The sequence below is a fragment of the Pseudomonas sp. GL93 genome (assembly GCF_003408955.1).
Lineage (GTDB): Bacteria > Pseudomonadota > Gammaproteobacteria > Pseudomonadales > Pseudomonadaceae > Aquipseudomonas > Aquipseudomonas paracarnis.
In genome coordinates, this window is sequence record NZ_NKRF01000131.1 from 1 (window position 1) to 25750 (window position 25750).

Below are 25750 nucleotides of genomic sequence, written 5' to 3' on the forward strand. Positions count from 1 at the left end.
TTCATGTGCGAATTGAGTGGTGTGATGATGGTCCCCCGCAAAGTCAGTGCTTTTGCTAAGGTTTTGACTTGTCTGGTTTTTTAAAAGCAGAATTCGGGATACGAGTTAGCGGAGCGTATCGTGGGCTCGGAAATGTGTGTAGGAGCGAGTTTCAAGGGGGGGTACGGCGGGGGATTTTATGCGCTGAAATGGTAACCCGTTGTAGGAGCGAGCTTGCTCGCGAAGAACGTTAACCATAACGCGGTGAATCAGATCGACCGAGTTGCCTGGGCGTTTTTCGCGAGCAAGCTCGCTCCTACAGAGGGTGGGTCAATGGGCGAGGAATTTGCTCAGGAACTGCTTGGTACGTTCTTCCCTTGGGTTGGCAAACAGCGCCTTGGCTTCGCCCTGTTCGACGATCACGCCCTTGTCGAAAAAGATCACCCGGTTGGCCACATCACGGGCAAAGCTCATCTCGTGGGTGACGATAACCATGGTGCGGTTTTCTTCGGCCAGGCTGCGAATGGTCGCCAAAACTTCGCCCACCAGTTCCGGGTCGAGGGCCGAGGTGGGTTCGTCGAACAGGATCACCTCCGGCTCCATGGCCAATGCGCGGGCAATCGCCACACGCTGTTGCTGGCCGCCGGACAGCCGCCTTGGGTAAGACGCTTCCTTGCCCGCCAGGCCGACCCTGGCCAACAGCTTGCGCCCCAGTTCGGCCGCCGCTTCCCGTGGCATCTTCTTGACCACGATGGGGCCTTCGATGACGTTTTCCAGCGCGGTGCGGTGGGGGAACAGGTTGAAGTTCTGGAACACGAAGCCCACATGCTGGCGCAGGCGTCGCACCAGGCCCTGTTGCTGATTGAGCGGCCTGCTGCTGTCGATCTCGATGTCGCCCACTTTGATACGGCCGCTGGTGGGCTCTTCGAGGAAGTTCAGGCAGCGCAGGAAGGTGGTCTTGCCCGAACCGCTGGGGCCGATGATGGCGACCACTTCGCCTTCCTTGACCTCCAGGTCGATGCCGTTGAGCACCACCTGACCATTGAATTGTTTGGTCAGTTTTTCAACCACGATCATGCTCAAGACTCCAGGTCATGCCGGTTGACCCGGTCTTCCAGACGATTTTGCAGATGCGCCAGGATACTCGCCAGGATCCAGTAGATCAGGGCCGCGGACAGATACATGGTGAAAATTTCGAAGGTACGTGCCGACACCAGTTGGGCCTGGCGGAACAGCTCGGGCACCTGGATGGTGGCGGCCAGCGCCGTGTCCTTGACCAATGAAATAAAGCTGTTGCCCAAGGGCGGCAATGCCGTGCGCATCGCCTGAGGCAGGATGGCCCGGCGCAACGTCTGCGCACGGGTCATGCCGATACTGGCAGCGGCTTCCCACTGGCCACGCTCGATGGAGGCGATGGCGGCCCGCAGGATTTCACAGGCATAGGCGGCCATGTTCAGCGAAAAGCCGATCATGGCGGCCGGGATCGGGTCCAGCTCGATGCCCACTTGCGGCAAACCGTAGTAGATCAAGAACAGCTGCACCAGCAACGGCGTGCCGCGAAAAAACGATACGTAGACCCGGGCGGTCCAGCTCAAGAGCTTGAAGCGCGAGAGGCGCATCAAGGCCAGGCCGAAGCCCAGCAACAGGCCGAAAAACATCCCGCCCAGGCTGAGGATTACCGTGTAGTACGCGCCCTTGAGCAGAAAGGGCGCGGAGTCCAGCGCGAGTTGGAAACCTGCTTCCATTATTGCGTGACGTCAGCGTTGAAGTACTTCTCGGACAGCTTCTTCAAGGTGCCGTCGGCGCGCAGTTTGTCCAGAGCCTTGTTCACCGCGTCGAGCAATTCAGGCTCGCCTTTGCGCAGGGCGATACCGGATTCCTGACGGGAGAAGGCGTCGCCGGCAGCGGCGGTGTCGGGGGCTTTCTTGGCGTATTCCAGGGCGGCGAGGCGGTCGATCAGGATGGCGTCGATACGGCCGATGCGCAGGTCCTGGAACTTGGTCGGGTCGTCGTTGTAAGTCTTGATAATGGCTTTAGGTTGGTTGTCCTTGAGCCATTGTTCGTAGTTGGTGCCCAGGCCCACACCCACTTTCTTGCCGGCCAGGTCGTCGGCTTTCTTGATCGAGTCGACGTTCTTTTTCAGCACCAGCGCCTGGATGCCGGACACGGTGTAAGGCTTGGAGAAATCGTACTTTTTCTTGCGCTCTTCGGAGATGGTCACTTGGTTGACCACGGCGTCCAGGCGCTTGGATTCAAGCGCGGCGAGGATGCCGTCCCAAGGGGTGGCTTGCAGCTTGACCTTGACGCCCAGCTCCTTGGCCAAAGCCTCGGACAGTTCCACTTCGAAACCGCTGAGCTTGCCGCTTTCATCGACGAAGCTGAACGGTGGGTAGGTGCCTTCCAGGCCGATCTTGATCTCGCCGGCCTTCTTGATGGTGTTCAACTGCTCGCCGGCAACGGCCTGGCCCAGCCAGCCAGCGCCAAGCGCCAGGCCCAAAGTGCCAACCAACAGCGTGCGACGAAATGCAGAAATAGTCATGGAGAGCCCCTGTGTTTTTATGGTGAGCGAAGCAGGTGACACGGTAGTCGTATCCTGCCCTAAAGCGCGAAGCGCGTCTTCGCCTTCGGCGCGATGATAAGGTGGGTTTTTAAGTCTTGAAAATAATAAAAATACAATTTCATATTCTTTTTAGAAATATGTGCGCCTTATGTGGGAGCTGGCTTGCCTGCGATTGCGGTGTGTCAGGGCCAAGTTTTTGGCTGACCCAACGCAATCGCAGGCAAGCCAGCTCCCACATCGACCGTATTCAGTCAGTTGAATACTGAGTCATAGGCAAACAACGCTGGCGCCCCACCGGTATGCAGGAAAATGATCGGCCCCTCTTCAAAGCGCTGGCGCCCGATACCGTCGAGCAAACCGGCCATGGCCTTGCCGGTATACACCGGGTCCAGCAACAGACCTTCCTGGCTGGCCAAAAGTTTGATCGCCGAGAGGGTGCCAGCGTTTGGCTCGCCATAACGCGGTCCGAAATACTCGTCCCACAGGGTGACCTTGAAGGCTTGCGGAATAGCCACGCCGAGCAACTCGGCAGTGCGTTCGGCCAGGCCCTGCACCTTGGGCAATTGCGCTTGCTCGGTACGCGACACCGTGATGCCGATCACCGGTAACTGCGGCAGTGCCTCGCTCAAGGCCAGAGCCAGGCCGCTGTGGGTACCGGCACTGCCGGAGGCGAGCACCACGGCGGCGAATTCAATGCCGCTGTCTTCAATTTGCGCGGCCAACTCCAGCCCGGCGCGCACGTAGCCCAGGGCGCCGAGTGCATTGGAACCGCCGATAGGCACCAGGTACGGCTTCTTGCCGTTACTGCGCAGGCGGTCGGCGAGGGCGTTGAGTTGGTCGTCGGCGTTGTCGAGGTTTTCCACCAACTCCACTTTGGCGTCGAACAGCTCCAGCAGCAGGCGATTGCCGTTGCCCAGGTAGTTGGGGTCTTCGGTGCCGGTGGGATTTTCCAGCAGGGCAACACAGCCCAGGCCGAGCTTGGCGGCGAGCGCGGCGGTCTGTCGCACATGGTTGGACTGGATCGCGCCGGCGGTGACCAGCGTGTCGGCGCCCTGGGCGATGGCATCGGCGGCCAGGTATTCAAGCTTGCGCAGCTTATTGCCACCCATGGCCAGCGGCGTGGTGTCATCGCGTTTGACGTAGATGTCCCTGCCCAGCCAAGCCGACAGCCGCTCAAGTTTTTCCAGGGCAGTGGCACTGCCCAGTAGTTCCAGACGGTTAAAGCGGTCGAGCTGTTGTTTGATCATGGTTACGCACGGTGGCTGAGTGATGGGGGGACTATAGGCAGGCACTTTTCATCGGGCAACCGTCAATCGCTTATGACGAAAGGTTCTTAGGCTCACACCATTGGTTCTTAAGAGCTGCCTGGGTGCATACCGTAAAGTGATGGCCATTTCGTCAGGAGTGAATACCGTGAGTGAGCGTTCCAGTCATTGGCAATTGCAGACCATCGTCAGCCAGCTGCGCGGCGCCCGCGACCAGTGGCGAACGCGCAACGGGCGCTTGAGCGGCGAGCATGGTGGCCGCGAGTTGCCGTCCCGCGAGGCGGTGGCGCAGATTCTTGAGGCCTTGTGTGGCGCACTGTTTCCGATGCGCCTGGGCCCGGCGGACCTGCGCGAAGAAAGCGAAGACTTCTATGTGGGCCATACCCTCGACGTCGCGCTCAACGCCTTGCTCGCCCAGGCGCGCCTGGAATTGCGCTATGCCGCGCGCCAGAGCGGTGAGGACGACAGTGAAGTCAATGCCCATGCCATTCGCCTGATCCAGGATTTCGCCCTGGCGTTGCCATCCCTGCGCAGCTTGCTGGACACCGACGTGCTGGCTGCCTACCACGGCGACCCGGCCGCACGCAGTGTGGATGAGGTGCTGTTGTGCTACCCGGGCATCCTGGCGGTGATCCACCATCGCCTGGCCCACCACCTGTACCGTGCCGGCCTGCCGCTGCTGGCGCGCATCAGTGCGGAAATCGCCCACTCGGCCACCGGCATTGATATCCACCCCGGCGCGCAGATCGGCCCGAGCTTCTTTATCGACCACGGCACGGGCGTGGTGATTGGCGAGACCGCGATCATCGGCGAGCGGGTGCGCATCTACCAGGCGGTGACACTGGGCGCCAAACGCTTTCCGGCGGATGAGGATGGGCAATTGCAGAAAGGCCACCCGCGTCACCCTATTGTTGAAGATGATGTGGTGATTTACGCCGGGGCGACGATCCTGGGGCGGATCACCATTGGCCAAGGCTCGACCATTGGCGGCAATGTGTGGCTGACCCGCAGCGTGCCGGCCGGGGCGAATATCACCCAGGCGAACTTGCAGCATGATGATGGGGCGCAGAAGTAATACCTGAGTAGACACCCATCAGTGTGGGAGCTGGCTTGCCTGCGATAGCGGTGTATCAGTCAAAGGAAGGGTGGCTGACCCACCGCTATCGCAGGCAAGCCAGCTCCCACATTTAGAATGTATTTCAACGTGGGGTCGCTGAACGATTTGCCTCCTTCATCCGTCATACCAATCCCTGAGCTAGTGTAGGAAACACCTACCACTCAGCCCCGAGATTAGTCCCAGACCGCCTATTCATGTTTAACTTGAACGTTCGTTCAAGTTAAACCGGTGGTTCGCTGCCCGCTCACAACAGGAGGCTTACCTTTGCTGAGTCCGTTTTTTACAGCCATATCCCGCAACCTTGAGGTGCATCGTTCATGAGTGCATCGTCCACCCCTTCCAGCGGCATGGTGCGCATGAATGCGCCCGTTTTCTACTTTGCCGCCACCGTCATCCTGCTGTTTGGCATCACGGTCATCGCTATCCCGCAACAGGCCGGTGCCTGGCTGCTGGCGGCGCAAAACTGGGCGGCCAACACGGTCGGCTGGTACTACATGCTGGCGATGACGCTGTATCTGGTCTTCGTGGTGGTCACCGCGCTATCGGGCTACGGCAAGATAAAACTCGGTGCCGACCACGACGAGCCCGAATTCAGTTACCTGTCCTGGGCCGGCATGTTGTTCGCCGCCGGGATCAGCATCACGCTGTTTTTCTTCTGTGTCTCGGAGCCGCTGACCCATCTGGTGCAACCGCCCCAAGGCGAAGCAATGAACGCCGATGCGGCGCGCCAGGCCATGCAGGTGCTGTTCCTGCACTGGGGCCTGCATGGCTGGGGCGTGTTCGCGTTTGTCGGCATGGCCCTGGCGTATTTCGCCTACCGGCATAACCTGCCGCTGGCGTTGCGCTCGGCGCTGTACCCGCTGATCGGCAAGCGCATCAATGGCCCTATCGGTTACGCCGTGGATGGCTTTGGCATCATTGCCACCGTGTTCGGCCTAGGTGCCGACATGGGCTTTGGCGTACTGCACCTCAACTCTGGCCTGGACTACCTGTTTGGCATTGCCCATACCCAGTGGATCCAAGTGGGCCTGATTACGTTGATGATGGGCGCGGCAATCATCGTGGCCGTGGCCGGCGTCGACAAGGGCGTGCGGGTGATGTCCGACATCAACATGCTGCTGGCCTGTGCGCTGCTGCTGTTCGTGTTGTTCGCCGGGCCTACCCAGCACCTGCTCAACACCTTGATCCAGAACATCGGCGACTATTTGGGCGCGCTGCCCACCAAGAGTTTTGATGTGTACGCCTACAACGAGCCGAGCGACTGGCTGGGCGGCTGGACAGTGTTCTACTGGGCCTGGTGGATTGCATGGTCGCCGTTCGTGGGCCTGTTTATCGCGCGTATTTCCCGTGGCCGCACCATCCGCGAATTCGTGTTTGGCGTGCTGCTGATTCCGCTGGGCTTCACCCTGGCGTGGATGTCGATTTTCGGTAACAGCGCCATTGACCAGGTGCTCAACCATGGCATGGCTGCACTGGGCCAGTCGGCGATCGATGACCCATCGATGAGCCTCTACCTGCTGCTGGAAACCTACCCGTGGAGCAAGACGGTGATCGCGGTCACGGTGTTCATCAGCTTTGTGTTCTTCGTGACCTCGGCTGACTCCGGCACTGTGGTGCTCTCCACCCTCTCGTCCAAAGGCGGCAATGCTGACGAAGATGGGCCGAAGTGGCTACGTGTGTTCTGGGGCGCGATGACCGCCCTGGTCACCAGTGCGTTGCTGTTCGCCGGCAGTATCGACTCGCTCAAGTCTGCGGTGGTACTGACCTCGCTGCCGTTTTCGCTGATCCTGCTGTTGATGATGTGGGGGTTGCACAAGGCGTTCTACCTGGAGTCGCAAAAGCAGATCGCGCAGTTGCATTCCCTGGCGCCGATCTCCGCTTCGCGCAAAGGCCGAGGCGGCTGGCGCCAGCGCTTGAGCCAGGCGGTGCATTTCCCATCCCGCGATGAGGTGTACCGCTTCCTCGAGTCGACGGTGCGCCCGGCGATCGAAGAAGTGACGGCGGTGTTTGTCGAAAAGGGCCTGAATGTGGTCACTCAGCCGGACCCGTCCAACGACAGCGTCAGCCTGGAAATCGGTCATGGCGAGGAGCATCCGTTCATCTACCAAGTGCAGATGCGCGGCTATTTCACACCGTCGTTTGCCCGCGGTGGCATGGGTTCGAAAGAGATCAACAACCGCCGTTACTATCGTGCGGAGGTGCACTTGAGTGAGGGCAGCCAGGATTATGACCTGGTGGGCTATACCAAGGAGCAGATCATCAACGACATCCTCGACCAGTACGAGCGCCATCTGCAGTTCCTGCATTTGGTGCGCTGATAGCGTTCCTCTCAAGTAGGTCTTTGCTGTAAAAGGTATAGGCAGACTTAAGCGATTCAGCTGCTTATAAGGCCCGGGAATATGCCTATTCCCGGGCCTTATTTGCCCTAGATCAAGAGAGGATTCGATGACGTACATTGCTGCCGAAAACCGCTATGAATCTATTCCTTATCGCCGCGTAGGCCGCAGTGGATTGGTGCTGCCGGCACTGTCCCTGGGGTTGTGGCACAACTTTGGCGACAGCACCCCGATCGACACCCAGCGCGCCTTGCTGCGCACGGCGTTCGACCTGGGCATCAACCACTTCGACCTGGCCAACAACTACGGCCCGCCCTACGGCAGCGCCGAGATCAATTTCGGTCGGTTGCTGCGCGAAGACTTCAAGCACTATCGCGACGAATTGATCATCTCCAGCAAAGCCGGGTGGGACATGTGGCCCGGCCCTTACGGCCAGGGTGGCGGTTCGCGTAAATACGTATTGGCGAGTCTGGACCAGAGCCTGCAACGCCTTGGTGTCGATTATGTGGATATCTTCTACTCCCACCGCTTCGACCCCGACACGCCCCTGGAAGAGACCGCCAGCGCCCTGGCCACCGCCGTGCAACAAGGCAAGGCGTTGTACATCGGTATCTCGTCTTACTCCGGGGTAAAAACCCGCGAAATCGCAGCCTTGCTCAACGAGTGGAAAGTGCCGTTGTTGATCCACCAGCCGGCCTACAACCTGCTCAACCGTTGGGTGGAAAAGGACCTGCTGGACACCACTGAAGAACTTGGCGCTGGGGTGATCGCCTTCACGCCGCTGGCCCAGGGTTTGCTCACCGACAAGTACCTCAACGGCGTACCGGCCGATGCGCGGGTCAATCGTCCGGGTGGCGGCTCGTTGCAGGCCCAGCACCTGTCCGAAGCCAACATCGCCCATGTACGCGGCCTGAATGAAATCGCCAAGCGCCGTGGCCAGAGCCTGGCCCAGTTGGCGCTGGCGTGGACATTACGTGATCCACGGGTAACCAGTGCGCTGATCGGCGCAAGCCGGCCGGAGCAGATTATCGAAAACGTCGGGGCGTTGAAGAACTTGAGCTTCAGTGCAGAAGAACTGGCGGAGATTGATCGGTTTGCGCAGGAAGGTGGGATCAACTTGTGGGAAAAGCCATCCACCGCTGAATAACCTGCCTGACTCGGTAAGTGTAGGAGCCGGGCTTGCCCGCGAAGGCGGTGTGTCAGTCACTGTATCTGTTACTGCACCAGCGCTATCGCAGGCAAGCCAGCTCCCACAGTTGATCTTCGCTGGATTCTAAAATGGCACGTCGCCAAGAATCGTCGCCCGGTGCATCACCCGCCGCTGTGGCCGGTAGTCATCCACGGCGTAATGCTGGGTGACGCGGTTATCCCAGAACGCCACATCATTCTCCTGCCAGCGCCAGCGAATGGTGAATTCCGGGCGGGTGGCGTGGGTGAATAGCAGCTTGAGAATGGCCTCGCTTTCGGCCGGTTCCAGTTCATTGATTCGAGTGGTGAAGCCGTCGCTGACGAACAGCGATTTACGCCCACTCACCGGGTGCGTGCGCACGACCGGGTGCGATAGCGGCGGGTTTTTCTTGCGGGTTGCTTCCCAGCGCACAAGGTCTTCGGCGGTGTTGCCAAAGCGCTCCAGCGGGAACGACTTGGTGAAATCGTGCGTGGCGGTGAGGCCATCGAGCAAGCGCTTTAACGGCTCGGACAACGCCTCATACGCCGCAATCCCGCTGGCCCACAAGGTATCACCGCCGAAGGCTGGCAGCAGCTTGGCGCTGAGCACAGCGCCCAGGGCCGGCGTGGGCAGGAAGGTCACGTCGGTATGCCACACCGCGTTATCACGCACATCCGTGACGGCGGTGTCGAGGATCAGCACCTCGGGCTGTTCCGGCACGTTGGGGTAGATTGGGTGGATGTGCAGGTCGCCAAAGTTTGCCGCGAACCGTGCCTGTTGCGCAGGGGTGATCGGCTGGTCACGGAAGAACAGCACCGAATAGTCGAGCAACGCCTGTTCAATGGCGTCGCGCTGTTCAGGGTTCAGCGGCTGTGTGACGTCGACGCCACTGATCTGGGCGCCCAGGGCGGTGCTTAATGGGGTAACGGTCAGGCTGCTCATTGTGGATTCTTCACTCAGTGTGCCTGGCCATGCCAGGGCACTAATTTACGCTGCAGGGCACGCAGGCCCATTTCCATGGCGAAGGCGATCAGGGCGATCACCAGGATGCCCAGCACCACCACATCGGTGACCAGAAATTGCGCCGCCGACTGCACCATGAAGCCCAGGCCGCTGGTGGCGGCAATCAACTCGGCGGCGACCAGGGTCGACCAGCCCACACCCAGGCCGATACGCACTCCGGTGAGGATGTCGGGCAGGGCGCTGGGCAGGATCACATGGCGAATCAGTTGTGCGCGGGTGGCGCCCAGCGACTGCGCAGCCCGCAGCTTGGCCGGGTCGACGGTGCGCACCCCGGTTGCGGTCGCGATGGCGATCGGGGCGAAAATCGCCAGGTAAATCAGCAGCACCTTGGACAGCTCGCCAATGCCGCACCAGATCACGATCAGCGGCAGGTAGGCCAGCGGCGGAATTGGCCGGTAGAACTCGATCAACGGATCGAAAATGCCTCGGGCAATGCGGTTGGCTCCGATGGCAATCCCCACCGGCACGGCGGTCAGCACCGCAAAGCCCAGGCCCAGGCCGATGCGGCTCAGGCTTGCGCCCAGGTGCTGCCACAAGGTGGAATCCATGTAGCCGGTGGTCGCCAGCAGCCAGCCTTTTTGCAACACGGCGGACGGTGGCGGCAGGAACAGAGGTTCGATCAAACCGGTGGCGGTCACTGCCCACCAGAGGGCGAGCAGAGCGACCAGGGTCAGCACGCTGATCCAGCGCGTGCTCAGGCTGCGACGTACCGGAATAACGGCAGGTGCCACCGGCTTGCTGGTCGTGGCGGGAAGTTCGTAGCTGCTCATGCGTACACCTGCCGTTGGGAGAACACTTTGCCCAGCACATGTTCACGGGTTTCGATAAAGCGCGGGTCGGACTTGATTGCGCGGGCTGATTCACCGGCGGCATAACGTTGGCCGAAATCCAGTTGCAGGCGTTCGACGATCTGGCCCGGGTTGGGCGCGAGCAGGATCAAGTCCGTAGCCAGGAACACCGCTTCTTCAATGTCATGGGTAATCAAGAACACCGGCTTGGCCGTGCGCCGCCACACTTGCAGCAGCAACTCCTGCATTTGTTCGCGGGTAAAGGCATCCAGCGCGCCGAAGGGTTCGTCCATCAGTAATACGCGAGGGTCAGCCGCCAGGGCGCGGGCGAGGCCGACGCGTTGCTTCTGGCCACCGGAGAGTTGCCAGATGCGGCGGCTGTCGAAGCCGGCCAGGTCCACCAGCGCGAGCATTTCACGGGCCCGCACGTCGCGCTGCGCCTTGGGCACGCCGGCCAGTTCCAGGCCAAAGGCGACGTTGGCCAGCACGTCCTGCCAGGGCAGCAGGGCGTCGTCCTGAAACACCACGCCGCGCTCGGCGCTGGGGCCTTTGACCGGCACGCCATCGAGGGTGATACGCCCGGCAGACGGTTCGACGAAGCCGGCAATCAGGTTCAACAACGACGTCTTGCCACTGCCGGACGGGCCCAGGGCAACCAGCAGCTGCTGGGGCCCAAGCTCCAGTGAAATATCGGACAGTACCGGTTCCGGGGCGCCTGGGTACTGTGCGCTGATGCGCTCCAGTTGTAGCAAGGCCATCGCAGTGAACTCCTGGGTCAGTTGGTAATGAACTTGGCGCTGACGTAAGGGGCGTAGTCGGGTAGCACGGCATCGACCTTGCCCTGTTCCTTGAGGAACGCAGCGGTGTCGGTGACGGCCTTGGTGGTCGGCGCGCCCAGCAGGGTGACCTGGTCGGCGGCCAACGGGTAGACGTTGCCTTGCAGCAGCAAGGGGATATCGCTGGCCTTGGCGCCGGAGAGTTTCACCAGTTTGTCGACGTTGCCGGTATCGGCAAGCCAGGCTTGTGGGTCTTTGCGGTAGGCGGCGTAGGCATCCAGAGTGACTTTGGCGAAGGCGGTGACGATCTCTGGGTGCTTCTCGGCAAAATCCTTGCGCACGATCCAGGCATCGAACGTCGGCGCGCCGAACTTGGCCAGCTCCCCGGAGGTGATCAGCACCTTGCCGGTTTCTTTGGCCACGCCCAGGGCCGGGTCCCATACGTAGGTGGCGTCGATATCACCGCGCTTCCAGGCGGCGATGATGGCCGGTGGGGCGAGGTTGAGGATGGTGACTTTGGCCGGGTCGATATCCCAGTGTTTCAGCGCGGCGAGCAGGCTGTAGTGGCCGGTGGAAACAAAGGGCACGGCGATCTTTTTGCCGATCAGGTCCTGCGGGCTGTTGATCCCCGACCCGTTACGCGCCACCAAGGCTTCGGCGCCGCCGATCTGAGTAGCGACGAGAAAGGTTTGCACAGGGACTTTGCGGGTTATTGCGGCAGTCAGTGGGCTGGAACCGAGGTAGCCAATCTGCACGTCGCCGGACGCGATGGCAGCGATGATATCGGCGCCATTGTCGAATTTACGCCAGTCGATCTTGGCGTTAGTGGCTTTTTCATAGGCGCCGTCGGCTTGGGCGACTTTGGCCGGGTCCACGGTGGTCTGGTAAGCAATGGTCAGATCCGCCGCCTGGGCAAACAGGCTGGCACCGGCCAAGGACAATGCGGCCAACAGGCGCAGAGGGGTCAGCAGTTTCAAGGGGAAGCTCCTCAATCAGGCGGCCGAGAGTCGGCGTGAGAGGAGACTAAATGATCTAAGAATTGGAAAATAAATAACTTTTTCGAATTAGCTTAAAACTGTAGGAGCGAGCTTGCTCGCGAAAAACGTTAACGGTGACGCGTCCAGTCTGGATGAACGCGGTGTCCGTGGGTTCTTCGCGAGCAAGCTCGCTCCTACAGGGTGCTACTTAGTTGCTGATGGCGAGGATGCTTGCCTGGTACGAGCCGACAAACACATCGAAATCGCCCACCTCGTTCTGCTCAAGCTCCACCTGCTGCGCCAGCGAGGCACGGGCCAGTTCTTCAAAGTGCGCTTGTTCCTCAGGCGCCAAAGGCTCCTTGCGGAAGTATTCGGCATGTACTTCGCTTTGATGCAGAGAGAACTGCGCAAAGCTTTCCTTGCGCTCAGCCATGGCTGCCAACACCTGAGCCGACGGCGTCAGGGACGGGTCCTTGACCTTGGCCAACTGGGCGTCCAATGCCTCGCTGTGCTCGGTGATGCCATGGCTCTGATCGAGCAGGGCGGCCAGCGGGGCAATCTTCTCCAGCAACTCGGCCGCCCACTCCTTCATGTCCACCGGCTGGCCGTCACGCTGCAATTGCAGGCCCGGACGGCGGCCTTCCTTGACCACGCTGAGGAAGTTGGAGCTGGCGTTGCCGCACTCGTTGTTGGCGAACAGTGGGCTGTCGTTCAGCGCGCAGTACAGCAGGAACGCGTCGAGGAACCGCGACTCTGGCAGGTCGATACCCATCGGCAAGAACGGGTTGATGTCCAGGCAGCGCACTTCGATGTACTGAATACCACGGGCCATCAACGCCTGGATCGGCCGCTCGCCAGTGTAGGTCACGCGCTTGGGACGGATGTTGGAGTAGTACTCGTTTTCGATCTGCAGGATGTTGGTGTTCAGCTGCACCCACTCGCCATCCTTGTGCGTGCCGACTTCAACGTACGGCGCGTAGGGCGTTGCCACCGCTTCGCGCAGGCTATCGGTGTAGCTGGCCAAGTCGTTGTAGCACGGCGTCAGGCCGGCCTGGGCATTGCTCTGGTAACCCAGGTCGCTCATGCGCAGGCTGGTGGCGTAAGGCAGGTACAGGGTGTCGGCATCGAGGACTTCAAGCTGATGCGAGCGCCCGCGCAGGAAGCCGGCGTCCAGGGCTGGCGAGGCGCCGAACAGGTACATCAACAGCCAGCTGTAGCGACGGAAATTACGGATCAGCGCGATGTAGGCCGTGGACTGATAGTCGCGGTCGGTGCCGACAAATCCTTCTGTTTCCTTGAGCAACGGCCACAACGCTTCCGGCAGGGAAAAGTTGTAGTGGATGCCCGCGATGCATTGCATGGTCTTGCCGTAACGCAGGGCCAGGCCCTTGCGGTACACGTACTTGAGCTGGCCGATATTGGAGGTGCCGTAGTAGGCAATCGGAATATCTTCCTCGGCCGGCAACGGGCACGGCATCGAGGGGCTCCACAGGTATTCGCTGCCCAGCTTGGTGTAGGCAAAGCGATGGATCTTGTCCAGGCTACTCAAGGTATCGGCCGGGTTGGGCAGGGCTGGGGTGATGAACTCCAGCAGCGATTCCGAGTAGTCGGTGGTGATCTGCTCATTGGTCAGCGCGGCGCCCAAGGCTTCGGGGTGCGGCGTTTGCGCCAGGCGACCTTCGTTGGTGACGCGCAGGCATTCGCGCTCGATGCCGTGCAAGCATTGCTCTAGCAGGGAGAGGTGTTCGCGCTTGCCGAGCAGGGCCAGGCGGCGGTTGAGAAGTTCGCTCAAGTTGGATTCCTTCACGCGTCAGTCGCCCCAATATGGGGGTGGGCAGGACGGTCTACAAGGGTGAAGTTGAAACTGGCGTGATCGCCTGGTTTTGAGTCGATTTGACCCGCTCTGAATTTGCCGACTTCACTCCATGAATTGGGCTACAGCGCAGCGAGAAAATTCCGACGCTGTTATCGCAGCGCCGAAATTAACTCAAATCGGGGGTGGGGAGCTATAGGACAGCGAACGTGCCCTGTGCTTTTGCGACAAGTCTTTCGCCCTGGTACACGTCTGCCTCGACCACCAGGGTGCGGCGACCGGTGTGGATCACCCGGCTGGTGCACAGCACCTCACCGTCTTCCACAGCGCGGATATAGTTGATCTTGCATTCGATGGTGGCGCTCTGCTGGTCGAAACCATGGGCGCTGGAACAGGCCAGGCCCATGGTTATATCCACCAGGCTGAAAATCGCCCCGCCATGGAGCTTGCCCGCGCGGTTGCGCAGGTGCGGCTCCAGGGTCAGGGCCACCTCGGCAACGCCCTCTTCCAGGCGTTGCAGGCGGCAGCCGATCAGTTCGCTGAATGCGCTCTGGGTCAAGCCGGCCGGAATCTCCATCAACGCTTCTTCAGCTGTTTAGCGTTGGCAAACAGCGACGCCATGGCGTTGTTGCTTGGCGCGGCGGTGGCGGTTTCCTTGCGCGGCGCGTTGTTCTGCGACTGGCGCGGTGCCGAACCTGGGCGAGCACCACGGGCACCGTCGATTTTCTCGCCGGGGGTGTCGCTCATGCGCATCGACAGGCCGACGCGTTTGCGCGGGATGTCGACTTCCATGACCTTGACCTTGACCACGTCACCGGCTTTCACCGCCTCACGTGGGTCCTTGATGAACTTCTCCGAAAGCGCGGAGATGTGCACCAAACCGTCCTGATGCACGCCGATGTCGACGAACGCGCCGAAGTTGGTCACGTTGGTCACCACGCCTTCGAGGATCATGCCCGGTTGCAGGTCCTTGAGGTCTTCGACGCCGTCCTGGAACTCGGCGGTCTTGAACTCCGGGCGTGGGTCGCGACCCGGTTTCTCCAGTTCTTGCAGGATATCGGTGATGGTCGGCACACCGAAGGTTTCGTCGGTGTACTTCTTCGGGTCCAGGCGCTTGAGGAACGCGGCATCACCGATCAACGAGCGGATATCGCGGTCGGTCTCGGCGGCAATGCGTTGCACCAATGGGTAGGCTTCCGGGTGAACCGCAGACGCGTCCAGCGGGTTGTCGCCGTTCATTACGCGTAGGAAACCAGCAGCCTGTTCAAAGGTTTTTTCACCCAGGCGTGCGACCTTCTTCAGCGCGGCGCGGGTTTTGAACGCGCCGTTTTCGTCGCGGTGGCTGACGATGTTCTGCGCCAGGGTGGCGTTGAGGCCGGAGATTCGCGCCAGCAGCGCTACTGAGGCGGTGTTCACGTCTACGCCCACGGCGTTTACGCAGTCTTCCACCACTGCATCCAGGCCGCGTGCCAGTTTCAGCTGCGACACGTCGTGCTGGTACTGGCCGACGCCGATGGATTTAGGGTCGATCTTCACCAGTTCGGCCAGCGGGTCTTGCAAGCGGCGGGCGATGGACACCGCGCCACGGATCGACACGTCGAGGTCCGGGAATTCCTTGGAAGCCAGCTCCGACGCCGAGTACACCGAAGCGCCTGCCTCGGAGACCATGACCTTGGTCATCTTCATGGCTGGGTATTTTTTAATCAGCTCGGCGGCCAGCTTGTCGGTTTCGCGGCTGGCGGTGCCGTTGCCGATGGCGATCAGGTCCACCGCGTGCTTGGCGCACAGGGCGGCCAGGGTCGCCAGGGTCTGGTCCCACTTGTTGTGAGGAACGTGCGGGTACACGGTGGCGTGGTCCAGCAGCTTGCCGGTGGCATCGACCACCGCGACCTTGCAACCGGTGCGCAGGCCCGGGTCGAGGCCCAGGGTGGCACGCGGGCCGGCCGGTGCGGCCAACAGCAGGTCGTGCAGGTTGTGGGCGAACACGTTGATCGCCTCGGTTTCGGCGCCGTCGCGCAACTCGCCCAGCAGGTCGGTTTCCAGGTGGGTGTAGAGCTTGACTTTCCAGGTCCAGCGCACGACTTCACCGAGCCATTTGTCTGCGGGGCGATTCTGATTCTGGATGCCGAATTGTTGCCCAATCATGCCTTCGCACGGGTGCATGGTGCCCGGCAATTCATCACCGACTTTCAACGCGGAACTGAGAATACCTTCGTTGCGGCCACGGAAAATCGCCAGGGCGCGGTGGGACGGCATGCTTTTGAGCGGCTCGTCGTGTTCAAAATAGTCGCGGAACTTGGCGCCTTCTTCCTCTTTGCCGGCGATGACGCGGGCGCTGAGGATGGCTTCTTGCTTGAGGTAGGTACGCAGTTTTTCCAGGAGGCTGGCGTTTTCGGCGAAGCGCTCCATCAGGATGTACTTGGCGCCTTCGAGGGCGGCCTTGACGTCGGCGACGCCTTTTTCCGCGTCGATGAAGCGTACGGCTTCGCTTTCCGGGGTCAGCGATGGGTCGTTGAACAGGCCATCGGCCAAATCACCCAGGCCGGCCTCCAGGGCGATCTGGCCCTTTGTACGACGTTTCTGTTTGTATGGCAGGTAAAGGTCTTCGAGGCGGGTCTTGGTGTCGGCGAGCTTGATGTCGCGTTCCAGTTGAGGGGTCAACTTGCCCTGTTCCTCGATGCTGGCGAGGATGCTGATACGCCGTTCGTCGAGTTCTCGCAGGTAGCGCAGGCGCTCTTCCAGGTGCCGCAATTGGGTGTCGTCGAGGCTGCCGGTCACTTCTTTTCGGTAACGGGCGATGAAAGGCACCGTGGAGCCTTCATCCAGTAGAGCGACGGCCGCTTCGACCTGTTGTGGGCGTACGCCGAGTTCCTCGGCGATGCGGCTGTTGATGCTGTCCATAAAACCACCTGAAATTCTTAAAATCAGCACGCAGGCCCGTAGAAAAAGGCCGGCGAGGCTGGTTGAGCGGCCCGACTGGCGCCGCTGCCTGGGTCAAGAGGCTGGCTATTGACCCTCGAAATCGAAAAATTCACGACAAGCGGGTAAAAAAAGCCCGGCAGTAAACGGTAACGATCTGACGTTGCCCTGCACGCAGGCGCCGCATTATAACCAGCGTTCTGCCCTTCGGGGGTACTGCGCCGCAGGTTGCAGGGCGCGGGTTCGCTGGCAGTAGATGAAAAATCTGCTAACAATGCACACGGTGCGTATAACGGCAGCTACGCCATAATGCGCGCCGAGATAAGAGGAGCATCCAATGAGCAGCACCGCACAAACTGCTGAAGGCGAAAAAATTCTCATCGTTGATGACGATCCGGGGCTGAGCAGCCTGCTGGAGCGTTTTTTCAACTCCAAGGGCTATCGGGCCCGGGCGGTGCCGAACACCGAGCAGATGGATCGCCTGTTAGGGCGTGAAGTCTTCAACCTGGTCGTACTCGACCTGATGCTACCCGGCGAAGACGGCCTTACTGCCTGTAAACGCCTGCGCGGTGCTAACAACCAGATCCCGATCATCATGCTCACCGCCAAGGGCGATGAACTGAGCCGTATCAAGGGCCTGGAACTGGGTGCTGATGACTATCTGGCCAAGCCTTTCAACCCCGATGAGCTGATGGCGCGGGTCAAGGCCGTATTGCGTCGCCAGGCACCGGCGGTACCGGGCGCACCGGGCAGCGAAGACGAAAGCGTCACCTTTGGCGACTACGAACTGTCGCTGGCCACCCGTGAGCTCAAGCGCGGTGAAGAAGTGCACATGCTCACCACCGGTGAATTCGCAGTGCTCAAGGCCTTGGTGATGAACGCTCGCCAGCCGCTGACCCGTGACAAGCTGATGAACCTGGCCCGTGGCCGGGAATGGGACGCACTGGAGCGCTCCATCGACGTGCAGATTTCCCGACTGCGCCGGATGATCGAGCCGGACCCGTCCAAGCCGCGGTATATCCAGACGGTGTGGGGTGTGGGTTATGTGTTCGTGCCGGATGGCACCGCAACCAAGTGACCGATGATTTGCAGGGGCGGGTATCCTGGCGTTTGACCCCATGAGGGTCGACGGGATGCCCGGCGTCTGCAATTCTGCGAGCACCGCTCGTTCCTGCAAGGTGTGCAGCTTTCATCTATGAAAACCCCGCTGTGGTTCCCGCAAAGTTTCTTCTCCCGCACCCTCTGGCTGGTGCTTATTGTCGTTCTGTTTTCCAAGGCGCTCACGCTGGTTTATCTGTTGATGAACGAAGACGTGCTGGTGGATCGGCAGTACAGCCATGGCGTCGCCCTGACGTTGCGTGGTTACTGGGCGGTAGACCCTGAGAACCGCGAAAAAGTAGCCAAGGCATCGACCCTGACTCGAGTTGACGGCGCCGGTGTGCCTGAAGGCGAGCAACATTGGCCCTACAGCGAGATTTACCAGCGCCAGATGCAGGCAGAATTGGGCGCCGACACCGAGGTGCGGCTGCGTATGCATGTTTCGCCTGCGCTGTGGGTGCGAGCGCCAAGCCTGGGGGATGCGTGGATCAAGGTTCCGCTTTATCCGCACCCTCTGCGTGGGCAAAAAATCTGGAACGTGTTGGGTTGGTTCCTGGCTATTGGCTTGCTCTCAACGGCGTCGGCGTGGATCTTTGTCCGCCAGCTCAACCAGCCCCTCAAGCGCCTGGTGTTTGCCGCTCGCCAACTGGGCCAGGGGCGCAGTGTGCGTCTGCCGGTCAGCGACACGCCCAGTGAGATGACCGAGGTGTACGGCGCATTCAACCAGATGGCAGAAGACGTCGAACAGGCCGGGCGCGAGCGCGAGTTGATGCTGGCGGGGGTGTCCCATGACTTACGCACGCCGCTGACGCGTTTGCGTTTGTCCCTGGAATTGATGGGTGACCATACCGACCTCACCGATGACATGGTGCGCGACATCGAAGACATGGACGCCATCCTGGACCAGTTCCTGGCGTTCATCCGCGACGGGCGGGATGAGGTGGTCGAGGAGGTCGACCTCACGGAACTCGTGCGTGAGGTGGTTGCGCCCTATAACCAGAACGGTGAGCAGGTGCGCACGCGCCTGGAGCCGATCCAGCCGTTCGCATTACGCCGGGTGTCGATGAAGCGCCTGCTGAACAACTTGATTGGCAACGCCTTGCACCATGCTGGTTCCGATGTGGAAGTGGCGGCGTACGTTTCTGGCGACAGTGCAGCACCTTACGTGGTGCTAAGCGTGATGGACCGTGGCACAGGAATCGACCCGGCTGAGCTGGAAGGTATCTTCAACCCCTTCACCCGTGGCGACCGCGCCCGAGGAGGCAAGGGCACCGGGTTGGGGTTGGCGATTGTGCGGCGGATTGCGTCGATGCATGGCGGCAATGTTGAGTTGCGCAACCGGGAAGGCGGCGGGTTGGAAGCACGGGTGCGGCTGCCGTTGGGGTTGATGCTGCCTAGAGACGCGGTCTAACAAGCAATCTGAACGCAAATGTGGGAGCTGGCTTGCCTGCGATAGCGGTAGTTCAGTCAACAACGATGTTGAATGTACCGGCGTCATCGCAGGCAAGCCAGCTCCCACAGTGGTTTGCGGCGTGTGGCAGATGTGGGTATTCAGCCCTTTCCCTTGGTCCGAGTCATATTCGGCCCGCCATTCTTCTCCAGATGCTGAATGATGATCCCCGCCACATCCTTACCCGTGGTGGTCTCGATTCCTTCCAGGCCCGGCGATGAGTTCACTTCCATCACCAGCGGGCCATGGTTGGAGCGCAGGATGTCCACACCCGCCACGCTCAGCCCCATCACCTTGGCTGCCCGTAACGCGGTCATGCGTTCTTCCGGGGTGATCTTGATCAGGCTGGCGCTGCCACCACGGTGCAGGTTGGAACGGAACTCACCGGGCTTGGCCTGGCGCTTCATGGCCGCAATCACCTTGTCGCCCACCACGAAGCAGCGAATGTCCGCACCGCCAGCTTCCTTGATGTACTCCTGCACCATGATGTTCTGCTTGAGGCCCATGAACGCCTCAATCACCGACTCCGCCGCCGTCGCTGTTTCACACAGCACCACGCCGATGCCCTGGGTGCCTTCCAGCACCTTGATCACCAGCGGTGCGCCATTGACCATCTCGATCAGGTCGGGAATGTCATCCGGGGAGTGGGCAAAACCGGTGACCGGCAGGCCGATGCCCCGGCGCGACAGTAGTTGCAGGGAGCGCAGCTTGTCCCGCGAGCGTGCAATGGCCACGGATTCATTCAGCGGAAACACCCCCATCATTTCAAACTGGCGCAATACCGCGCAGCCATAGAACGTCACCGAAGCGCCGATACGCGGGATCACCGCATCAAAGCCTTCCAGGGGCTTGCCCCGGTAGTGGATCTGCGGCTTGTGGCTGGCAATGTTCATGTAGGCACGCAACGTGTCGATCACCACCATTTCATGGCCACGTTCAGTGCCGGCCTCGACCAGGCGGCGGGTGGAATACAGACGCGGGTTTCGCGACAGCACAGCAATCTTCATGCAGCACCTGGGGCAGAAATAGTGGAGACCGGGAACACCGGCTTGTCTTGAACGTACTTGAGGCCGGGATTGACCACCAACTGGCCGTCAATCAGCGCCTTGGAGCCCAGCAGCAGGCGGTAACGCATGGCTTTGCGGCAGGCGAGAGTGAACTCCACCCGCCACACCCGATCACCCAGGGCCAGGGTGGTGCTGATCACGTAGCGCACCTGTGCATGGCCGTTGGAGCTCTTGATGGTTTTCATCGTCACCAGGGGTGCCTCGCAGCGCCGGTGACGCAGTTGCACCACGCTGCCCAGGTGCGCGGTAAAACGCACCCACTTTTCACCGTCGCGCTCAAAGGGCTCGATATCGGTGGCGTGCAGGCTTGAGGTGCTGGCGCCGGTGTCGATCTTCGCGCGCAGGCCCGCTACTCCCAAGTCGGGAAGCGCCACCCATTCACGCAGACCCACAACGGTCAAATGGTCAAATGTCTTCAATAGGGTTAACCGGTCAATTCGCCCAGGCTTGAGGAGATACCTCAGCCAACGCTTTGAATGCAGGCTTGGCGAACCAGAAACCCTGCATCAGAAATATTCCGCAGTCGGATAGGAAGTCGCGCTCGCCGGCACTTTCGATGCCTTCGGCGATGACAGTAACCCCCAACTGCTCACAGATTGTGACAATCCCCCGGACGATCACCTGACGGACACGATCCTGGTCGACATCGCGAATCAGCGCCATGTCGAGCTTGATCAAGTCAGGTTGGAAATCGGCCAGCAGATTCAGCCCCGAATAGCCCGCGCCGAAATCGTCGATGGCGGTCTTGAAGCCGAATTCGCGGTATTCACGCAGAATATTCGTCAAATGGCGATAGTTATCTACGTGCTCGCTTTCCAGGGTCTCGAAAATCAGCCGGTCTAGCGGGAAATTGTGCGCCCGGGCGGCCTCCAGCGTGCTGCGGATACACAGTTCCGGGCGATATACGGCATTGGGCATGAAGTTGATGGAAAGGTGAGTCTGCATGCCCAGGGCAGCGGCACCGGCGATGGCTTTGGTCCGGCAGCGCTGGTCGAAGCGGTAGCGATTGGTTTCGTTGACCTGAGCCAGCACTGACACCGCGCCTTCTCCCTGGGTGCCGCGCACCAAGGCTTCGTGGGCGAATATCGAATGGTCACGCAGGTCTACGATAGGCTGGTAGGCGAACGCAAAATCGAACCCCAGCGGCTCGCTTTGCTGGCAACCCACGCACCGCTGGTTGGGCGAGGTGAGTGAAAGGGGAAAGTCGGTCACAGCGTATCCTCGCGAAAACAGGGTGCTACCTGGCGTATCTTAGGTGAGCCTTGGGGTTTATGCGTCGAAGGGTTTCAACGGTAAGGTTGCGACATTTTTCAGAGCGAGGAATTCAAGTGGCTCAAAAGCAGGAAGAGGAAGAGAAGGTTCGGCTGGACAAGTGGTTGTGGGCAGCGCGTTTCTATAAGACCCGCGCTCTGGCCAAGGCCGCTATCGAGAGCGGCAAGGTGCATCATCGCGGCGAGCGCTGCAAGCCGGGAAAGGAGCCGCGCGTCGGCGACGAGTTTCAGATTCGTACAGGCTTTGATGAAAAAACCATCGTGGTACAGGCGCTTTCCATCGTCCGCCGCGGCGCGCCTGAAGCGCAGGCACTGTATGCCGAGACCGAAGCCAGCATCGCCAAGCGCGAAAACGCTGCGGCCATGCGCAAGGCAGGGGCTTCAGGCCTGACCACTGACGGCAAGCCGAGCAAGAAGCAGCGCCGCGATCTGTTCAAATTTCGCGGCAGCGGCAATGACGATTGATTGCACGAGTCGCCCATGCAAACTCGATCAAATGTGGGAGCGGGCTTGCCCGCTCCCACTTTTAGCCCTGGGGGGTTACGGAGTTGTGCGCATGACACTCAACCGTCCAATAACGGGCAACTTGCTCAGTAGCTCGAAAAGCGGCGCCGTCATCCGCAACAAAGCGCCCGACACCTTCGCCGCAAACGGCGTGTAATACCCCCAGCCCAACGCCAACAGCGCCAGCAGTACGCCACCGATGTAGTCGTCCTGTCCCCAGTGCGCGCCCGCGACCAGCCGCGGCATCATGAACAGCAGCGCCAGGCCCCAGATCACCAGCACCTGGCCGATGCGCCGGGCGAACACGCTCATGAACATCGCCCAGATCAACAGCACTGAAGCATGGTCGCCGGGGAAGCTCTGGCTCGAGCGGTCCTTCAATTCCCAGGTTTTCTCCAGCCCTGGGAAAAAGTCGCTCATTTGAATCGCGCCGCTGATGATCATCGACGGGCTACTGTGCTGCCAGCCCATGTGCGCCGCGAGTTTGGAAAACAGCATGCGGATAAACAGCAACAGCAGCAGAATGCCGAGGAAGCCAAAAAACGCCTGGCGCACCTGCACAGTCTTGAACACCCAGTCGCCGCGAATCAGCAGTGCCAGCAAAATCACGCCGACCACTGCATCAAAGGGCCGCAGGCTGGCCACGGCCCATACATGCAACCAGGTCGAGTTCGTGGCCAATGGGCCATTGAGCAGATGAAATAGCCACTCGTCGAAAATCACACAGAGCATCTGGCCCGTGGGCCACAGCCAAAAACACAGCAGCCCGATAGCGAGTAGATTGCAAAGAGCCCATCGCCGGAGGTTCCAGTTGGCTTGGAACAAACCCGGATTGTTCATAAACTGTCCCTCATCGCTCTATTCAGCTCCTTGAATTCAGGAGAAGTCGCACCAAGATGGTGCTAAAGCGTTTAATTTTATAAACCTTGTAATCATTTTGTCATCACTTCAGATACCCAGACCTATGACTGATCTACCGGATACCGACTTCACCCAACGCTTCATCTTCGACGAGAACGACGCCCGCGGCGAACTCGTTTCCCTGGAGCGCAGCTATGCCGAAGTCCTCGCCAAGCACGCTTATCCGGAGCCGGTCGCGCAACTGCTCGGTGAGTTGATGGCGGCGGCTGCGCTGTTGGTAGGTACGATGAAATTCGACGGTTTGCTTATCCTGCAGGCGCGTTCCGAAGGCCCGGTGCCTATGCTGATGATCGAGTGCTCCAGCGAGCGAGAAATCCGAGGCCTGGCCCGTTACGACGCCGAGCGGATCGCGCCTGACGCTACCCTGGCCGACCTGATGGCCGACGGTGTACTAGCAATCACTGTCGACCCCACGGAAGGCCAGCGCTACCAGGGCATCGTCGACCTCGACGGCGAGACCCTGTCGGACTGCTTCACCAACTATTTCGTGATGTCCCAGCAAGTCGGCACCAAGTTTTGGCTCAATGCCGACGGCAAGCGCGCCCGCGGCCTGCTGTTGCAGCAACTGCCGGCCGACCGCATCAAGGACGACGATGAGCGCACCGACAGCTGGCGCAAGCTGACCGCTCTGGCCGGTACGCTGACCGCTGAAGAATTGCTGGGCCTGGACAACGAAACCATCCTGCATCGTCTGTACCACGAAGAGGCCGTGCGCCTGTTTGACGAACAGGGCCTGCGCTTCAATTGCAGCTGCTCGCGCGAGCGTTCCGCGAATGCCTTGGTCAGCCTGGGCCTGGAAGATGCGCAAAACCTGGTGGTAGAGCATGGCGGCCATATCGAGATCGACTGCCAGTTCTGCAACCAGCGCTACCTCTTCGATGCGGCTGATGTAGCGCAGTTGTTCGCTGGCGCAGGCATCGACACCCCTTCCGACACCCGCCACTAAAACGTTTAAGCACAGGTAAATCACCTGACAAACGCCGGATTAGAGGTGTTCTGACGGGAGGGCCCTACTCTTTTTGGGCTTTTCTGGCATAATCCGGCCCACTTTTTTCGCGGTAGTAGTGCGCAACTTTCTACTACAAAACGTTTGGAGCACTCGGCCATAGGCCGACGGGGAACCTCATGACGCAAGCCAATAACGCCGTATACACCGATCTGAGTGTTGACGATCTGGTCAAAGAAGCCCTGCAGCGCGGTGAAGGCGTGCTTGCCGATACTGGCGCGCTGGTCGTAGAAACCGGTCACCGCACCGGTCGTTCGCCGGTTGACCGTTTCATCGTTGAAGAGCCGTCCACCCAGGACGCCATTGCCTGGGGCCCGATCAACCGCAAGTTCCCGGCCGACAAGTTCGATGCCCTGTGGGCTCGCGTCGAGGCCTTCAATAACGCGCAAGAGCATTTCGTTTCCCATGTTCACGTAGGGGCCGCAGAAGACCACTACCTGGCCGTGAAAATGACCACCCAGACCGCGTGGCAGAACCTGTTCGGTCGTTGCCTGTTCATCAACCCGGCCCAGTACAACCCGGCCGGTCGTGACGAGTGGCAAGTGCTCAACGTAGCTAACTTCGAGTGCGTGCCTGAGCGTGACGGCACCAACTCCGACGGTTGCGTGATCCTCAACTTCGCACAGAAAAAAGTCCTGATCGCCGGCATGCGTTACGCCGGTGAAATGAAAAAAGCCATGTTCTCGGTGCAGAACTTCCTGTTGCCGGCTGCCGACGTGCTGCCGATGCACTGCGCCGCCAACATCGGCGAAGCAGGCGACGTGACCCTGTTCTTCGGCCTGTCCGGCACTGGCAAGACCACCCTGTCCGCCGACGAAAGCCGTTACCTGATCGGTGACGACGAGCACGGCTGGGGCGAAGGCGTGGTGTTCAACATCGAAGGCGGTTGCTATGCCAAGTGCATCGACCTGTCCGAGAAGAACGAGCCGGTTATCTGGAAAGCCATCAAGCATGGCGCGGTGCTGGAAAACGTCGTGATCGACGAGGCCAAGCACGCCGACTACGCCGACGTCAGCCTGACCCAGAACAGCCGTGCCGCCTACCCGCTGGAGCACGTTGCCAAGCGTTCCGAGAAGAACCTGGGCGGCGAGCCAAACGCGGTGATCTTCCTGACCTGCGACCTGACTGGCGTGCTGCCGCCTGTGTCGATCCTCAGCGAAGAACAAGCGGCCTACCACTTCCTGTCCGGCTACACTGCTTTGGTGGGCTCGACCGAAATGGGTTCGGGCAGCGGCATCAAGTCGACCTTCTCCACCTGCTTCGGCGCGCCGTTCTTCCCACGCCCGGCTGGGGAATACGCAGAGCTTCTGATCAAGCGTATCCGTGGTTTCGGCTCCAAGGTCTACCTGGTTAACACCGGCTGGACCGGCGGCGGCTACGGCGTTGGTAAACGCTTCAACATCCCGACCACTCGCGGCGTGATTGCAGCGATCCAGAGCGGTGCGTTGATCGGTGCGCAAACCGAACACCTGGACACTATCAACCTCGACGTGCCGTTGGCCGTGCCGGGGGTTGAGACCGGCCTGTTGAACCCACGCAACACCTGGGCTGACAAGGCTGCCTACGACGAAGCCGCGAAAGCGCTGGCTGGCCTGTTCATCGAAAACTTCAAGAAGTTTGAAGTCAGCGATGCGATCAAGGCGGCGGGTCCTAAGTTGTAAGATTCGCCGGTTGTAAAAAAGCCGCCTCTTAGGCGGCTTTTTTATGTGCGA

General features: G+C 60.4%; 23 protein-coding genes. 8 read left to right on the forward strand and 15 right to left on the reverse strand.

Features of this window, described 5'->3' with window-relative positions:
- Nucleotides 1-309: 309 nt before the first annotated feature.
- The 4 genes from tcyN to CER19_RS26730 form a co-directional block, all read right to left on the reverse strand.
- Nucleotides 310-1056, reverse strand: a complete 747-nt coding sequence (tcyN, locus tag CER19_RS26715) for an L-cystine ABC transporter ATP-binding protein TcyN (protein WP_014716461.1) — start codon at nucleotides 1054-1056, stop codon at nucleotides 310-312.
- Nucleotides 1057-1058: 2 nt separating this feature from the next.
- On the reverse strand, nucleotides 1059-1724 hold the full coding sequence (tcyL, locus tag CER19_RS26720) for a cystine ABC transporter permease (RefSeq protein ID WP_003187646.1): 666 nt from the start codon (nucleotides 1722-1724) through the stop codon (nucleotides 1059-1061).
- On the reverse strand, nucleotides 1724-2518 hold the full coding sequence (tcyJ, locus tag CER19_RS26725; RefSeq protein WP_116668573.1) for a cystine ABC transporter substrate-binding protein: 795 nt from the start codon (nucleotides 2516-2518) through the stop codon (nucleotides 1724-1726). The genes tcyL and tcyJ overlap by 1 nt, the downstream gene beginning before the upstream one ends.
- Before the next feature lie 272 nt (nucleotides 2519-2790).
- On the reverse strand, nucleotides 2791-3786 hold the full coding sequence (locus CER19_RS26730) for a D-cysteine desulfhydrase (protein WP_116668574.1): 996 nt from the start codon (nucleotides 3784-3786) through the stop codon (nucleotides 2791-2793).
- A gap of 166 nt (nucleotides 3787-3952) precedes the next feature.
- On the opposite strand from CER19_RS26730, the gene epsC reads away from it, so the two are divergent.
- The 3 genes from epsC (at nucleotide 3953) to mgrA (ending at nucleotide 8404) form a co-directional block, all read left to right on the forward strand.
- On the forward strand, nucleotides 3953-4879 hold the full coding sequence (gene epsC, locus CER19_RS26735; protein ID WP_014716464.1) for a serine O-acetyltransferase EpsC: 927 nt from the start codon (nucleotides 3953-3955) through the stop codon (nucleotides 4877-4879).
- Between the two features lie 398 nt (nucleotides 4880-5277).
- Entirely contained in the window at nucleotides 5278-7239 is a 1962-nt protein-coding gene (gene betT / locus CER19_RS26740; RefSeq protein WP_165861680.1) for a choline transporter BetT, read from the forward strand.
- A gap of 127 nt (nucleotides 7240-7366) precedes the next feature.
- Nucleotides 7367-8404 (forward strand): L-glyceraldehyde 3-phosphate reductase, encoded by a 1038-nt coding sequence (gene mgrA / locus CER19_RS26745; protein WP_034125489.1) that lies wholly within the window; start codon nucleotides 7367-7369, stop codon nucleotides 8402-8404.
- 126 nt (nucleotides 8405-8530) lie between these two features.
- On the opposite strand, the gene tauD is transcribed toward mgrA, so the two are convergent.
- The 7 genes from tauD to CER19_RS26780 form a co-directional block, all read right to left on the reverse strand.
- Entirely contained in the window at nucleotides 8531-9367 is an 837-nt protein-coding gene (tauD, locus tag CER19_RS26750) for a taurine dioxygenase (protein WP_116668576.1), read from the reverse strand.
- Between the two features lie 14 nt (nucleotides 9368-9381).
- Nucleotides 9382-10218 carry a taurine ABC transporter permease TauC gene (gene tauC, locus CER19_RS26755; protein ID WP_116668577.1) on the reverse strand — a complete coding sequence of 279 codons (837 nt, stop codon included), beginning with the start codon at nucleotides 10216-10218 and terminating at the stop codon, nucleotides 9382-9384.
- A complete protein-coding gene (gene tauB, locus CER19_RS26760; RefSeq protein WP_003187659.1) occupies nucleotides 10215-10994 on the reverse strand; it encodes a taurine ABC transporter ATP-binding subunit in 780 nt (259 codons plus the stop codon). Before tauB ends, tauC begins: the two co-directional genes overlap by 4 nt.
- 17 nt (nucleotides 10995-11011) lie before the next feature.
- Nucleotides 11012-11989 carry a taurine ABC transporter substrate-binding protein gene (gene tauA / locus CER19_RS26765; RefSeq protein ID WP_116668578.1) on the reverse strand — a complete coding sequence of 326 codons (978 nt, stop codon included), beginning with the start codon at nucleotides 11987-11989 and terminating at the stop codon, nucleotides 11012-11014.
- A gap of 208 nt (nucleotides 11990-12197) precedes the next feature.
- Nucleotides 12198-13781 carry a glutamate--cysteine ligase gene (gene gshA, locus CER19_RS26770; RefSeq protein ID WP_116668579.1) on the reverse strand — a complete coding sequence of 528 codons (1584 nt, stop codon included), beginning with the start codon at nucleotides 13779-13781 and terminating at the stop codon, nucleotides 12198-12200.
- A gap of 214 nt (nucleotides 13782-13995) precedes the next feature.
- Nucleotides 13996-14379, reverse strand: coding sequence for a PaaI family thioesterase (locus CER19_RS26775; protein WP_057709541.1), 384 nt, complete (start codon nucleotides 14377-14379; stop codon nucleotides 13996-13998).
- A complete protein-coding gene (locus CER19_RS26780; protein ID WP_116668580.1) occupies nucleotides 14379-16703 on the reverse strand; it encodes a Tex family protein in 2325 nt (774 codons plus the stop codon). Before CER19_RS26780 ends, CER19_RS26775 begins: the two co-directional genes overlap by 1 nt.
- Before the next feature lie 355 nt (nucleotides 16704-17058).
- On the opposite strand from CER19_RS26780, the gene ompR reads away from it, so the two are divergent.
- Together ompR and CER19_RS26790 are read left to right on the forward strand one after the other, a co-directional pair.
- Entirely contained in the window at nucleotides 17059-17799 is a 741-nt protein-coding gene (gene ompR / locus CER19_RS26785) for a two-component system response regulator OmpR (protein ID WP_003187669.1), read from the forward strand.
- A gap of 117 nt (nucleotides 17800-17916) precedes the next feature.
- Nucleotides 17917-19230: an ATP-binding protein gene (locus CER19_RS26790; RefSeq protein ID WP_014716473.1), complete on the forward strand. Its 1314-nt coding sequence runs from the start codon at nucleotides 17917-17919 to the stop codon at nucleotides 19228-19230.
- A gap of 140 nt (nucleotides 19231-19370) precedes the next feature.
- On the opposite strand, the gene rimK is transcribed toward CER19_RS26790, so the two are convergent.
- From rimK to CER19_RS26805, 3 genes are read right to left on the reverse strand one after another with little or no spacing between them, the layout of a single operon-like run.
- Complete coding sequence (gene rimK / locus CER19_RS26795; protein WP_003187674.1) at nucleotides 19371-20276, reverse strand: 30S ribosomal protein S6--L-glutamate ligase; 906 nt, start codon at nucleotides 20274-20276, stop codon at nucleotides 19371-19373.
- Nucleotides 20273-20722: an ATP-dependent zinc protease gene (locus CER19_RS26800; protein WP_169856571.1), complete on the reverse strand. Its 450-nt coding sequence runs from the start codon at nucleotides 20720-20722 to the stop codon at nucleotides 20273-20275. Before CER19_RS26800 ends, rimK begins: the two co-directional genes overlap by 4 nt.
- A gap of 46 nt (nucleotides 20723-20768) precedes the next feature.
- Entirely contained in the window at nucleotides 20769-21548 is a 780-nt protein-coding gene (locus CER19_RS26805; protein WP_116668581.1) for an EAL domain-containing protein, read from the reverse strand.
- Nucleotides 21549-21664: 116 nt separating this feature from the next.
- Between CER19_RS26805 and CER19_RS26810 the strand changes: the two genes are divergently transcribed.
- Nucleotides 21665-22072 carry an RNA-binding S4 domain-containing protein gene (locus CER19_RS26810; protein ID WP_003236026.1) on the forward strand — a complete coding sequence of 136 codons (408 nt, stop codon included), beginning with the start codon at nucleotides 21665-21667 and terminating at the stop codon, nucleotides 22070-22072.
- A 75-nt stretch (nucleotides 22073-22147) separates the two neighbouring features.
- On the opposite strand, the gene CER19_RS26815 is transcribed toward CER19_RS26810, so the two are convergent.
- Nucleotides 22148-22951, reverse strand: a complete 804-nt coding sequence (locus CER19_RS26815) for a phosphatase PAP2 family protein (RefSeq protein WP_116668582.1) — start codon at nucleotides 22949-22951, stop codon at nucleotides 22148-22150.
- A 124-nt stretch (nucleotides 22952-23075) separates the two neighbouring features.
- On the opposite strand from CER19_RS26815, the gene hslO reads away from it, so the two are divergent.
- Nucleotides 23076-23978 carry an Hsp33 family molecular chaperone HslO gene (gene hslO / locus CER19_RS26820; RefSeq protein ID WP_116668583.1) on the forward strand — a complete coding sequence of 301 codons (903 nt, stop codon included), beginning with the start codon at nucleotides 23076-23078 and terminating at the stop codon, nucleotides 23976-23978.
- A gap of 179 nt (nucleotides 23979-24157) precedes the next feature.
- Nucleotides 24158-25699 carry a phosphoenolpyruvate carboxykinase gene (locus tag CER19_RS26825; protein ID WP_003187687.1) on the forward strand — a complete coding sequence of 514 codons (1542 nt, stop codon included), beginning with the start codon at nucleotides 24158-24160 and terminating at the stop codon, nucleotides 25697-25699.
- Nucleotides 25700-25750: the final 51 nt, after the last annotated feature.